This window comes from Paenibacillus sp. FSL L8-0494 (assembly GCF_038003695.1).
GTDB lineage: Bacteria > Bacillota > Bacilli > Paenibacillales > Paenibacillaceae > Paenibacillus_AQ > Paenibacillus_AQ odorifer.
In genome coordinates, this window is record NZ_JBBOPQ010000001.1 from 2,680,325 (window position 1) to 2,693,767 (window position 13,443).

The 13,443-nt window shown below is 45.9% G+C and carries 13 protein-coding genes and 1 pseudogene; 12 read left to right on the top strand and 2 right to left on the bottom strand.

Annotated elements, in window-relative coordinates; translation table 11 throughout:
* Positions 1–170: 170 nt before the first annotated feature.
* Positions 171–1,259, bottom strand: coding sequence for a hypothetical protein (locus NYE35_RS11910; RefSeq protein WP_036685899.1), 1,089 nt, complete (start codon positions 1,257–1,259; stop codon positions 171–173).
* A 33-nt stretch (positions 1,260–1,292) separates the two neighbouring features.
* The gene (locus tag NYE35_RS11915) at positions 1,293–2,279 is read right to left on the bottom strand and encodes a hypothetical protein (protein WP_076100704.1); all 987 of its coding nucleotides are present in this window, start codon (positions 2,277–2,279) and stop codon (positions 1,293–1,295) included.
* A 221-nt stretch (positions 2,280–2,500) separates the two neighbouring features.
* On the opposite strand from NYE35_RS11915, the gene NYE35_RS11920 reads away from it, so the two are divergent.
* The 12 genes and pseudogenes from NYE35_RS11920 (at position 2,501) to NYE35_RS11970 (ending at position 13,442) form a co-directional block, all read left to right on the top strand.
* Positions 2,501–3,304, top strand: coding sequence for an electron transfer flavoprotein subunit beta/FixA family protein (locus NYE35_RS11920; protein WP_341122454.1), 804 nt, complete (start codon positions 2,501–2,503; stop codon positions 3,302–3,304).
* Positions 3,301–3,387, top strand: a pseudogene (locus NYE35_RS31415) (4Fe-4S binding protein); the annotation flags it as partial. The gene NYE35_RS11920 and the pseudogene NYE35_RS31415, both read left to right, overlap by 4 nt.
* Positions 3,388–3,390: 3 nt before the next feature.
* Positions 3,391–4,503 (top strand): electron transfer flavoprotein subunit alpha/FixB family protein, encoded by a 1,113-nt coding sequence (locus NYE35_RS11925; protein WP_445321969.1) that lies wholly within the window; start codon positions 3,391–3,393, stop codon positions 4,501–4,503.
* On the top strand, positions 4,500–5,195 hold the full coding sequence (locus tag NYE35_RS11930; RefSeq protein ID WP_076272854.1) for a hypothetical protein: 696 nt from the start codon (positions 4,500–4,502) through the stop codon (positions 5,193–5,195). The genes NYE35_RS11925 and NYE35_RS11930 overlap by 4 nt, the downstream gene beginning before the upstream one ends.
* A gap of 26 nt (positions 5,196–5,221) precedes the next feature.
* Complete coding sequence (locus NYE35_RS11935) at positions 5,222–6,079, top strand: hypothetical protein (RefSeq protein WP_036685907.1); 858 nt, start codon at positions 5,222–5,224, stop codon at positions 6,077–6,079.
* Positions 6,080–6,091: 12 nt separating this feature from the next.
* The gene (locus tag NYE35_RS11940) at positions 6,092–7,240 is read left to right on the top strand and encodes a DegT/DnrJ/EryC1/StrS family aminotransferase (RefSeq protein ID WP_052096964.1); all 1,149 of its coding nucleotides are present in this window, start codon (positions 6,092–6,094) and stop codon (positions 7,238–7,240) included.
* Positions 7,237–8,244, top strand: a complete 1,008-nt coding sequence (locus tag NYE35_RS11945) for an ABC transporter ATP-binding protein (RefSeq protein ID WP_036685909.1) — start codon at positions 7,237–7,239, stop codon at positions 8,242–8,244. Before NYE35_RS11940 ends, NYE35_RS11945 begins: the two co-directional genes overlap by 4 nt.
* Positions 8,241–9,032, top strand: coding sequence for an ABC transporter permease (locus NYE35_RS11950; protein WP_036685911.1), 792 nt, complete (start codon positions 8,241–8,243; stop codon positions 9,030–9,032). The genes NYE35_RS11945 and NYE35_RS11950 overlap by 4 nt, the downstream gene beginning before the upstream one ends.
* Positions 9,033–9,037: 5 nt before the next feature.
* Positions 9,038–9,832, top strand: a complete 795-nt coding sequence (locus NYE35_RS11955; protein ID WP_036685913.1) for an ABC transporter permease — start codon at positions 9,038–9,040, stop codon at positions 9,830–9,832.
* A 12-nt stretch (positions 9,833–9,844) separates the two neighbouring features.
* Positions 9,845–11,326 carry a class I adenylate-forming enzyme family protein gene (locus NYE35_RS11960; protein ID WP_341121090.1) on the top strand — a complete coding sequence of 494 codons (1,482 nt, stop codon included), beginning with the start codon at positions 9,845–9,847 and terminating at the stop codon, positions 11,324–11,326.
* An 8-nt stretch (positions 11,327–11,334) separates the two neighbouring features.
* Positions 11,335–12,249, top strand: a complete 915-nt coding sequence (locus tag NYE35_RS11965; RefSeq protein ID WP_341121092.1) for an NAD-dependent epimerase/dehydratase family protein — start codon at positions 11,335–11,337, stop codon at positions 12,247–12,249.
* A complete protein-coding gene (locus NYE35_RS11970; RefSeq protein ID WP_076147185.1) occupies positions 12,246–13,442 on the top strand; it encodes a glycosyltransferase in 1,197 nt (398 codons plus the stop codon). The genes NYE35_RS11965 and NYE35_RS11970 overlap by 4 nt, the downstream gene beginning before the upstream one ends.
* Position 13,443: the final 1 nt, after the last annotated feature.

Below are 13,443 nucleotides of genomic sequence, written 5' to 3' on the forward strand. Positions count from 1 at the left end.
AGGATGGAGGGGGATATGAGCAAAAGCCCTTACCCGGACCCTCCGTTCCTTCCATGTCGTTAGCGAAGATGTTATTAGCCGTGATAAGTGGCAATGCGGTAAATGCTTTAAAGAGACCTGTCTATTTGACAAGTCTCTTTTTTTCTAGGATGAGGCGTTACGCTTATATCCTATATTTGGCATAAATTATCGATGTTTTTTTCAATGGAATGATAAAACAGGTCTTCCGCATGAAGGACATAGGCCATGTATTCTTCCATCTGGTCAGTAAGTGTAAATTCATTCATGATATACTGCCTGGTCATAACATTCCTTAAAAGTTCCCATTGTTCGATGCTTTGCCGAGCACAATGAATGACATCGCTGAGAGCATTAGGATTTGCTAAGGAATTCAGCAGCAACAGCAATACTTTTTTCCTATCTGAATGACGGGTGAGCGTCGTCCGGGTTAAAGAGTAAAGGTCATGGGGGCGGTTTGAAATCTTTGTATTGAGGATGAAACGTCCACTTGCAAACAGATTGTTCAGTTCCTGGATGGCTGATCGTCCGATATATTCCAGGCGTCCTTCGGTACAAGAGGGCGGCTTATAATAATTCGATAGTGCGGTTCTTAAAATGAGCGAGGCTCGGGCTGGCAATTCAGCAAGCTCATCTTGATTAGGATGCACTGTGAAACAGGAAAACTGCCGATTGTAGGCATCCATAAACGAAGTTTTGGCATCTTGACCGATATTTTTGTTATGCGGATAAGGCTTGAAATACTCTTTGTTGTAATTTATATAATTGTCCAAGAAATAAAAATCAGTTGCCGTCTGCCCTAGGATCAAAAATATATGCCCATCCACAATATGATCTGTTTCCAGAGCCGGGTTTAATTCAAATGTTCTATAAAAGGGGACTCGTTTCATTAACGTATTGACAAATACGACTTCGTTATTTGCTAACAGTGTCTCTATCGTCTGGATGGCTGCCTCTGCATTGTTGCTAAAAGTATGTTTATTAGCGACTGTTATATAATCCTCGGGATCTTTGATCTCGTTCAAGCTTAATTCAAACTGGTCACTGTCAGTATGGGTAACTAATTTCAGATTAAAATCATCTAAAAACATCTTGTACAATACGCTAGAATCATTGACATACCTCTTTAGCATGAAAAAAATATTACGGGTATAGCAGTTTCCCAGTGACTGTACCTCTGCAATAGGCTCCCCTGCAGAATTATAGTAATATTCCATTTCTAACGTCTGCAACGTCTGCATAATTGTCCCTCCAACTGCTGCTAATTCTCCAATTCATCCCTTGGAGCCGAGCGCGCTTATTATTTCGCCCAATAATTTGGTTTCGTCTGTTTGTATGGTCAACAGAGAATGTTTGAGTGCGTCTAGCACCTTGGGGTCCATGGACAGATTATACCGAAGCACCATATTTCTGTTCAGAAGAGAGCGTTCTTCAAGCTCAGTACAACGCTCAATCCATCGGTCGCTTTGCAGCAGGAGTTTTATTTGTTGGAGATATTTAAGTCTTAAAACCATAAGCTTCTTATGCTCCCACAGCAAATGATAGGCTCTAATGTCAAGCTCAGGGTCATCTTCTTTAGGATGCTCCATTTGATAAATGAGGTGTTGGTAAACACTTTGTCCATAGATGCTGGTAGTGGTATGGTTAATAAAATCGAATGAGCGCTTGGAGGATAGATATCGCTGCAAGCTGTCGACAATCTGTTCGACGTTTAAATCAAATTCTGCATCGATTTTGCTAAGCAAAGTTACACGCGTAATAAAATTTTCTTCCCCGGACAGATAGTCAAAGGCGGATTCCAGTTCGGAAAAGGTGCATTGAGCGGTCATAAATTTACCGCCCGTAATATTGTCCCGAATGCAGACTGTTTGGCGATCAAGATCGTAGCCGTAAATTAATGTCTCGTGAAAACGGTGCTCTTGGCCGAACTCCTGAAATGCAGATATAAAGTACCGGTCGAGATGGCACCATACATAGCAATCGCCGTTGATAGAGTCTACTACAAAATCCGTAAAGGAAGACCACTTGGAAATGATGGTTCTAGGCAATATGAACTTATTGAGAAATGGGCAATAATCAACAAGAAGCTCATGATTGTCAAAAAAGTAAGTTTCCCAATCCGTTACATATCTCAGCTGAATGAAGTTGGAATAAACCCAGGGCCATATGCGGTTATCCGAAGAAATAATAGAAAACAAAGTCCCATAGGCGTTGGAAGTATTTATTAGTGGATCGGAAACGGGTAAAGTAATTTTACTCAATTTACACCTCCATATTCCCCTTATATGTAAATGAAAATGAAATAAATGACATTATTATACTATAATAATTGTTCATTCCAATTATGTGATGATAATCATATTATGATAATAAAGGGAAATGGTAATCTGGCGAAGAATAGTACTTTTGGAAACATTTTGACATACGTTTCTCTGATAAAAAAGCAGCAGAATGTGATGGGAGGAGCGATATATTGCGAATAGTGGTTTGTTTAAAGTTTATTGCACACGTGAACAAAGGCGATGTGCGTGGCATTGCTGATGGCCGTAAGATCTCGGCCTCACCGCCACCGAAGGCAACCTTTGAGCTAAACTATCCGGACCGGCAAGCCATCCATGTGGCATTGGAGCTGAAGAATAGCTGTAATGCTAATGTAACTCTTATTTCCATGGCCCCTCCCGGTTGTAAAACGGCTCTGCAGGAGTTTATGGGTTATGGAATCGATGAGGCAGTCCTGCTCAGCGACGCTTCTTTTGCCGGTTCGGATACATTGGCGACATCGCTGGTACTGGCTCGTGCTGTTGAGAAGCTTGGTGGATGTGATCTGGTTCTGACCGGCAGCCATTCAACCGACAGTGATACCGGTCAGGTAGGTCCGGGAATCGGCGAGTATCTAGATATCCCCCACGCGATAAATGTAACACGGTTTGAGGATATTTCGACCGATGAGGTATTGTTCCACCGCCAGCATGACGAAGGGGTAACAACCAGACAGTCTTGCCGGCTTCCGGCAGTATTGAGTATTGGTGGAATGACAGCCGCCTCTGAGTTGAAACCGCTAACAATTGCTGCCAAATTGCATGCCAGAACCAAGGATATTCTAGTATGGTCCTGTCATGACCTTGGCCTTGACCCACAGACGGTTGGTTTGGCAGGCTCGGCTACTGAAGTAGTTTCAGTGTACGAACAGCACTCCGAAAGAAAGGGGATTTTGCTGGAAAGCGATGAATATCTACGGGTATTGGAGCCGATAATCAGCAAAATCAGCGAGGTTAGAAATGGATGATTAGGATTGATCAGGAACAATGCACATATTGCCTCCTGTGTTTAAAACGCTGTCCCGCCGCTGCAATCAAGGATGAGGATGAGGGCTTGCGTATCGACGTTGCGGCATGTACTTATTGCTCAGTCTGCACGTCTTGCTGTCCTAACCAAGCCATTATAATGAAAGACAGGGCACAGGAGACCAGACAACCGTACCCTGAGCATGAGGGTATTTGCCTTGTTGTGGAACATGCTGAGGGCGCTCTCTCTTCATATTTTCCGGAACTGGTTACCGCAGCAAAACAGCTGCAGGCTATGAGAGCCCAGCGCATTTACGCTTTGGTGGTCGGAGAGCGTATAGAAGACCTAGCCCAGCATCTGCTTCAGTGGGGAGTAGATGAGGTGTGGATGGTGAACAAACCGGGAATACAGCGTTACGCCGAAGATATTCATTATAATTTGATTTCTGCGGTGCTCCGGGATCAAAGACCGTCTGTCGTACTAGGTATGGCTACCGCATGGGGGAGGTCTATTTTCCCCAGAGTCGCAGTCCGCCTGCGGACGGGGCTATGCGCCGATTGCATCGATTTGAAGATGGGACCGGATCACGGGGATTTTATTATTACCAGACCGACGCAAATGGGCGAGCAATTCGCTGAGATAAAAATACCGGCAAGACGGCCGCAAATGGCAACTGTAAAAACCAATTTTTATTCCGCTGCTGAGACCGCACACGTCGCGCAGGGCAAGATTGTTGATTTAAGCTCCCTGTATTCTTGCTCTTCCTCAGTCCTGCAGTTTATGGGAGTAATTGAAGAAGCCGCGGGCAAGGAGAACATCGAGACTACAGAAATTATTGTTGCTGCCGGGAGAGGCATTCAAAACGCAGACAATCTTCGTTTAATCTATGCGCTCGCCGATGCGCTTGGGGGGAAAGTAGCGGTTACCAGACCGCTTGTAGAATGTGGATGGATGGATAGTATGCATCAAGTCGGACTGACAGGTAAAATGGTCAAGCCCAAACTGTACATCGCCTGCGGAGTGTCTGGGGCAGTGCAGCATAAGGTTGGGATGCATCATTCGGAGACGATAATTGCAATAAATACGGATCGCAATGCACCTATCTTTGATTACTCCACATATGGGATCGTAGGCGATCTTTTTACAGTCATACCTGAAATATTGTCGGCATTGAACACAGTACAGGAGGTTGGGCGATGATTGAGAAGGAGCTATTAAGACAACAAACGCTGCATACGATTGGCGTCATGCTCGATGAGCACTTGCTTCAGAAGGAGGATATGTTCAGGTTTCAAAGCGATGTCCACGACACATATTCTCCGGAATACATCCGGAGCGAGATGGAGAATTGGTACAGAACATTAGGAATCGAATATATCATCCAGCGAAAATTTTCACTTCGGATGCCGCAGTTTACGAGAGAAGAATTAGAAGAAGCGGACCGAAGAAACGAGATCATTTTATGTGTTCCCCAAGGCGTCAGTCGCAAGCAATTAGGCTGCTTGTTTAATATCCGCAATTGGGCGCTGGAGAGTGAACTGGTCGCAGCAACTCCGGAAATTGAGGATTTCTGGTTCACCGTTCCGCGGACAACCGAACCGGATATGCTGGATCGGACGGCTGTGGAAATACAGCGTACATACAAGAAAACCGGAAAATTGGGAATGAGTCTGGAGCGGTATCTGGTATTTGTCGCCCGCATGAGGCATCTGACAGGACAAACACCGGATATAAGGTCAAAGATGTGGATTACCAACGGCAAATATGAAGGAAAGGCGATGCTTGTGGTTGGTTTCGACTCGGCTGGCGAGTTTACAGCACATGGCTGGATGCCGAATTTCCACTCGCCTATGGTGGGCGGACGTTATACCTGGATACCTGACCATATATAAACAGTAAGGAGACGGTTATTTCGGCTATGTACAATAAGTTCACTGAATCGGGGCCTCAGCCTAGTGTACACTTCACCGCTGCTCGCAAGGCGGAACCGGGTCCTAATGAATTGTTCATTACCAACCGTTTTACTTTAACGGGAACGGTAAAGGACCCATCCTGCTTGCAGCTTTTTCATGGGGCATGCCATTTACCAGGGCATTATCCTTACTCCAGTGTCGGAGTAGTGACTAAAGCGGGGCTTGGAGCAGAGCATCGCGTAGGCCAAGCTCTTGTGTTTTCTCCTCATTATACAAAGGATGTATGTGTCCCTCTGCACAGTGGGGTGGATGGTCAGATCTTTATTTCCAACGACTTAGACCCTGTGACAGCTGCGTTTGTTCCTATGTTTTGTGTGGCACTAAATGTGTGTGAAGAGCTGGCAGATGAAGGCATTAAAACGGTGGAACTGTGGGGAATGGGACTGCTAGGAAAGCTTTTATTAAGGTTGCTTGAGCAGGATGAAGATTTGAGCTTCAGTGTTGAAAAGAAGGAGGCCAAGGATGAGATTTGGGCCGGGTTAAACAGCGGTGTGTGGGACTGCGAGGAGAGAGCCATTGTTGCACTTGATTCGGACCTGCTCTCGCAGGTTCAACGGCATTCGGCTTTAAAAAACCATCCACCAGACCAGCACATACAATTTATTGATCTGACAAGACCTGGAATACTTAAGGAATCCATAACGCATGACCGTATTCAGGAAATCTCTCGCAGAATTGGGAAGCAAGAGCTTGAAGTAACCAGCCTAATTGCCCAACATATTCATGCGGAACATATGGAGCAATTTATCAGGCAAGCGGCGGAAGGCTTTTTTGAAGGGAAAACTGTAGTCTATGACTGGTAGAGGAGGTTCGTCATGCAGTTGACACAAGGTGTTATGGATGTACCCGCACTCGATATTGCATTTTCTGAGCAGGAGCGGCGTATCATTATGGAGCGAATTGATGATTGTCTGTCGAGAGGAGCGTTGAGTCAGGGTAGGTATGTACAGGAGCTGGAGGAACGTTTTGCCCGGTATGTAGGAGTTACTCATGCCATTGCGGTTAATTCGGGTACAAGTGCGATTGAAGCGGTAATGAGAGTGCTCGAAGTAAAGGGGCAGGAAGTGCTGGTTCCGGCAAATACGTTTATTGCCACGGCTTCCAGTGTCCTGTTTGCCGGAGGGCATGTTCGCCTTGTTGATATTGATCCCCGTACATTTTCGGTGTCGCTGGCTGAAATAAAGAAGCAGGCCACGAGTCGTACCCGAGGGGTTATTATCGTACATATTGGCGGAATTGTTACACCGGAGATTGAAGAAATCAGGCAATGGTGCGATGAGCAAGGGCTCTGGTTATTTGAAGATGCCGCTCATGCACATGGCAGCAGGATGGCCGGAAAAGGTGCGGGAGCTTTCGGAATTGCCGGAAGTTATTCCTTTTTTGCCACGAAAATCATTACCTCGGGAGAAGGAGGGATCATTGTCACAAACGATCATTCAATGGCTGAGAAGCTAAGAATGTTCCGCAATCATGGCAAGCCCCAGCCTTGGGAGACTTACCACACCTCGCTTGGCAACAATTATCGAATGAGTGATATCACAGCAACGATAGCGCTTACCCAGTTTGAGCGGCTCGACGCGATCATTGAACAACGGGAAGCGATCGCCAACCGTTATACTTCCTTCTTTACGAAAAATCTTCCTGATTTCGAGATTGTGATGCCGCAGGACAGATGCAGTTGGTATAAGTACATTGTTATAGTGCCTTTAGACGTTGACAGTTCCGATTTGAAGGACAGACTCAAGGAGAAAGGCGTTTCGCTCCAAGGGGAGGTATATGCAACGCCGCTTCATAGGCAGCCGATCGCTGCTTCCCTACAGTTCAGTGGGGAATATCCGCTAGCGGATGATTATTGTCGGCGTCATATCTGCTTGCCGATTTATCCCAATTTGACTGATCAGCAGATCGATTATGTTTTGGCTGTATTCTTAAGTGTGGTCGCAGAGTTAAGGGGGCAGCAATGAACGAGGGCATTATTATTGATAATCTGAGAAAGGTCTATCGCGTCCCTGTAAGAGAACATGGGTTAAAGCATGCGTTCAAAAGTCTGATCAAAATGGAATACAACGAAGTTGAGGCGGTAAAAGGTATCGACCTCAGGGTTGAGCCGGGAGAAATTGTCGGGTTCATCGGACCTAACGGCGCGGGAAAGACAACCACGCTGAAGATGCTCTCCGGTATCCTGTATCCGACATCAGGCAACATTTCCGTCTATGGCTTCAAACCGTGGGAACGCCAACATAAGTTTCTGCGCAACATCAGTATGGTAATGGGGAACAAATCGACGTTAACCTGGGATATTACGGTCGAGGACTCTTTCTTTGTGATGAAGGAAATATACGGAGTCTCTGATGCTGATTTTAAACAAAGACTCAACGAGCTAAAAGAACTACTGGATATAGGGCATCTGCTTAAGAATCAGGCACGGAATCTCTCTTTGGGAGAACGCTCCAAGTGTGAATTAACAGCAGCGTTGTTACATCAGCCACGTGTATTGTTTTTGGATGAGCCTACTTTGGGGCTGGATGTTAGCATGCAGCTGCGGCTTCGCAGTTTTATCAAGGAGTATAACCAAAAACATGAGACAACCATCCTGCTTACCAGTCACTATATGGAGGATATTTCTTCCCTTTGTAAACGGGTTGTGCTGATCAATCAAGGCAAGCTGTTATACGACGGATCTCTGGAGCAACTGAGCGGTAAAATAGCTCCCTACCGCATTCTCAAAGTCAGTTTTATGGATGAAGACGTAACGGGCACAATTGAAGAGCTAAAGGAGAAGTTTACTGACAGCTTGCAGGTCATGGAGCTTGCGGAAAGCTACGTATTGTTTAAGATTCAGAAGGAAGCTGTACCTGAGATTGTTTCAGAAATCTTTAATAGCTATTGCATTGGAAATGTAACAATCAATGATGCTCCAATCGATTCGGTAATTGATGAAGTGTATCGAGAGGGGAGGCTCCTTTGAATTTTCGCGGAGGCTTTGCGCTGATACGTAGGACTATGTTCGGGTTTATGGCTGAGAAAGGTTTTTTCTGGACATTGACGCTTGGTTGGATGATGGGACCTATCATCTATATGTTTGTTTGGACCGTTGCTGCGGGAGATGGAAGCATAACCGGGTTCACTCAGCAGGATTTTGTGAGGTATTATATTCTGTTAATTCTTGTGAACCAGCTGACCTACCCTACATCACACTGGACGGTCGGCGATCAAATCTATGGCGGCAAGATGTCGATTGTATTATTGAGGCCGATATCGCCTTTTTACGATGTGGTTGCATCAGATTTGGCTGTCAAAATCGTCTGTATGCCTTTTGTTATATTTGTTGCCGGTGTGGCTGCCATTTTTTTGAACTTCAGACTGGCTATATCCGGTCTGGACTTGCTGGTGGCCGTTTATCTTCTTCTCATGGCTCAAATAATCAGATTTATGCTGGCCTATACACTTTCCCTGTTTGCATTTTTCACCAATAAAATCAAGTCCTTGCTTTCTATTAATGACACCCTGGTATTTTTGCTGGCCGGACAGGTAGCGCCTTCGTCGTTGCTTCCGGGATTTATGCAGGATATCTCGGATTATTTACCTTTTCAATATATGATCAGCTTTCCGATAGAGTTTTCCCTTGGAAAGTTGGATCATTCACAGCTTGTTTTTGGCATAATTGTTCAATTCGTTTGGGCGGTCGTTATCATATTATGTAACCGTTTAGTGTGGAAAAAAGGGATTCGTGCATACATGGCCGTGGGAGGGTAGGGAACATGCTGAGATATATGCGTTTGCTGAGATTGTTTTTCTCTACAGCGCTTCTAAAGGAAGCGTCATTCCGCGGTGACTTTCTAATCAAAATTTTGTATACCGCAATTAATTTAACCGGGACGATTGGCGGGATCGCGATCCTCTTTTCCAACACAAATTCGCTTAACAGTTGGACTTTTGCGGATACGCTGGCATTATCGGGCGTGTACTATTTTATTTTGGCAATGAAAAATCTATTTGTTGGTCCAAGCCTTGGCTCATTAGCCGGGATGGAAGGGGAGCTATGGACTGGAGGATTTGATTTAACGCTGCTCAAACCGATTGAGACCCAGTTTTATGTGAGCACGAGATACTGGTCTCCGCTTAATCTGTTTGATGTTATGGTGGGAGTAGCGGTGATGGTGCTGGGCGTTTCTCAAATGCAAGAAGCGATAGGAATATCCACTTGTCTGATGTTTGTATGGGCCATTTGCAATGCTTTACTGCTGTTGTACTCAATACTGCTGTTATTAAGCTCTTTGGCGTTTTGGTATGCCGGAAGTCCGATGTTGAGTATATTCGACAGTATCATGCAGATGGGTAGATTTCCGGTCAATGTATATCAGAAACCAATCCAATTAGCGCTTACCTGGATCGTTCCTGTCGCCTTTATCGTTTCCATTCCTGCAGAAGCATTAGTGGGCAGGGTAAGCCTGTCCTATTTATTCGGAGGCAGCTTGCTAGCTGCGGTTTTGCTAATGTTAGCCAGTGCGTTTTTTAAACGAGCAGTGAAAAAATATGCAAGTGCTTCTAGCTGAGGAGGATTCTAAGTGAACACTTCTTCCATATTGGATTTGATTTATTTCAATTGCTCGAATAATCCAGGGCTTACGGCCATTGATTATGAAGGATCAACGATCACTTATGAAGAGCTACGGCAGGAACTGGAGCACAGTAGTGAGAAGCTGGATCTCGCGGGGATCCGGCCCGGGCACAGAGTTGCCTTAGCCGTTGCAGACAAATCTGCTTTTATCATGCTGTGGCTTGCATGCTGGCATACGGGAGCCGTTCCGATCCCATTTGAACCTGTGAAGAACTTACCGGAACTGGAGAGAATGCACTCGTCAAGCCATTGTCAGTATTTAATTTGCGATCCAATTGATTCGGAGGGCAGCAGTCAGCTTGAGCTCGTACTCAGAGTACCGATATTTATCTTTAGGACTGCAACGCTTTTTTTACAGGCAGATAAGCAGTCTGATGAAGATATTGCTTTGAATTTTTATACCTCAGGAACGACTGGACCGCCTAAATGCGTACAGTTTAGCCATCGGGCCATCTACAATAATGTAATGGCCATCTGTAGAGGGCTTGAAATTACTGCAAACGACAAGCTGTTCACACCGATTTCGCCGTGGCTGCCCGCGACGCTAACCACTGTAGTCCTACCGGCCCTCTGTGCCGGTGCTACATTAATCATGTCGAAGGGAACAATGCCTGCTAGAATTTGCGAGCAGATCAATCGCAAAGAGGTAACGATTCTTTTTGCGGTTCCCTATATGTATACCTTGCTTAATGAGTCAGTCGTGTCATCGTCAAGTGTAGCTTGGGATAAAGTGAGACTGTGCATCAGCTGCTCTGCTCATCTGGACGCAGCGACTTTTAAGGACTTTTATAAGCTGTCGGGCAAGTCTATCCGTTCATTGTTCTGTTCATCCGAAGGTGGGGCAATTGCCTATAATCCTTCAAATGAGCAAGAACTGATCAGAGATTCGGTGGGACAGCCACATCTGGGAGTTTCTATTCGGCTGCTTGACCCGGAGGGGCACGAGGTTGCTCATGGAGAGGAAGGAGAGATATGGGTCAGCGGCGCTCATATATCGTGCGGGTATTACGGGCAACCCGAGTTGCAGGCAGAGGTCTTTCAACAGGGTTGGGTACGTACGGGTGATCTGGGAAGGTTGGATGAGGCTGGGTATCTGTATTTGTCGGGGCGGCTTTCTGATAACATCAATGTCGGCGGACATTTGGTAAATCCGGCAGAGATTGAACAAGTCCTGCTGCTCCATAACGGCATTAAAGAAGCACTTGTATATGGTGTTTCCGATAAATACTATGGCAGCAAGCTGATTGCGGAGATCGTGCCGCTGGATGCCCAGGTATCAGCCGATGATATTATCAGATTCTGTTCAGCGAGACTTGCGGCATATAAGGTGCCGAGAGTAATCAAGTGGACGGATAACATTCCCAAGGGTCGCTATGGGAAGAAGCTGAGAAATCAGAATCAAGCAGCCAGTCACATCCTGACGTCATGAGGTTTCTTGTGACAGGTTGCAGCGGTTTTATCGGGAGCAGGTTAACAAGCAGTTTACTGGAACAGGGACATGCTGTCAGAGGGCTTGTATTGCCGAAGGAAAAAGGCGTTGGCGAAACACTTGCAGAATTGGGTATGGAACTGTGGGTAGGCGACGTTCTGAACCCTGAAACGATGGATGGCATAGGGGAGGATATTGATGTCGTCTATCATCTTGCCGGCAAACATTCTGGTTCTGTGTCCCGGATGAGGCAGCTGTATGTAGAGGGGACGCGGAATCTGCTGGACCAACTTTTGCGCAGCGGAACGTATGGCAAGTTCATTGTGGCAAGCAATGGGGCTGTATATGGAAGCGACAACGTTTGTGTGGCCGATGAATCTGCACTGTGCCATCCCGTTCATCCATTTGGAAGAATTACACTCGAAATGGAGCGGCTGGTCCAGCAATACTGCACCCATGCGAAATTTTCTTATATCATTCTCAGGATCGCTGAAGTGTACGGCCCGCTTGAGCATAATTATATCCGGCAATTAATGCGCTGCACTCAGATGCTGGGGAACGGGCGCAGTTATTCATCTAAAGTGCATATTGATGATGTTATTTCAATGATGCAGTTGGCCTGGAGTAATCTTGTTGTTCAAGAGATTTATAACGTGAGTGATGATCTTCCTCTAACACAGGAGGAATTGATAAAAGAGGTTCGGAAATATGCTCAACTGTCTGAAATACAATGGATTTCTCCTGAGGCTGTCACTGATCGTATCAGACTAAGTATACATGGTTTACGCGCCCTTTCCGTACGTATGGGAAACGAAAAGATAAAAAAGAATGCCGATGTACGGCTGGCATACCCTACTTACGCCCATGCGATTCCTTATTTAATCGAAGAAATGTCCAATAGAAGCGAGGTGAATAGTTTGTGAGTCCGCCAAGAATTATGCTTCTTCCAAGCCCCCCTAGCTCCGGTTCTGTAGGATCAGTGAGCAAAACGCTGGGCATTGCCAAGGTTCTGCAAAGCCAAGGTTGCACGGTCAGCTTTGTGATTGGCGGCAAGCTTGCTGACTTTGTCCGAGCCAACGGCTTTCAGGTTTATGACTATCCGATTCCGCTTCCTTCAGGGAATTCCGGAGATGTTCGCAGTGCTGCCGATTATGTAGAGTGGACAGGGATGGCAGAATCGGGCTTTATTCGTCAAGCGGTTGAGGCTGAACTGAAGGCGATACAGGCTTTTAAACCCAACGCCATATTTGCCGAGTCTCGTCCGAGTGCTTCCATTTCAGCTGCCGTGGCCCAGATTCCCGCTTTGATGATTGCGAGCTGGCCAAGCCATCCAGCCTTCCCGGCCAACCTACAGTATCCGGGATCTGCCAAAGCTATCGCCGCTTTTAATGAGGTGTTGGCGGATTATTCACTGGATTCTGTTTCCAATCTGGCTGAATTATTATTTTCAAGAGCAACAATTAAAATGGCACCGACACTACCGGAACTGGAGCCGGAGCTGGCTGCGTTGAAGGAGTGCGATTTCGCCGGTTACATTCTGGATTTGGAGGCAAGACAATCTTCAAATCTGCAGTGGCATCCGGACTGGCAGGGCAAGCCGCTAATTTTTATTTATTTAAGCGTTAGTGCCATTCCCCCTTTAATTTATATTGAGCTGGTCAAAGAGATCTTTGACAAGCAACCCTACCGTGTTGCCTGTTTATGCGGATTTCATTATGAGCTTAAGGTGCTTCCTGACCATACCGACAATATTCAATTCCATTGGTTTATCCCGGCTGCTGAAATTATGCCGGAAGCAGCTCTGGTAATCTTTCATGGCGGACAAGATACTATGCTTACGACAATGCTTCATGGACTTCCGAGCATAACCGTTCCCGGTCAACATTTTGAACGGGACTATAATTGTACGCAGCTCCAAAATCTTGGTCTCACTTATAAGCTACCCGTTCAAGCATTCAGACCAAGCCGTATCCGTAAGATTGTTGAGACAGCGTTGAACGATAATTTGGCTGAGCTTCGCGGGCATTATAGGTCCAAGCTGAGGACTTTAAGCGGAACTGAGAATTGCTGTGCTGCATTGATCGCACTGGCACAAAAAAATAGCTGGCAGGTGTAAT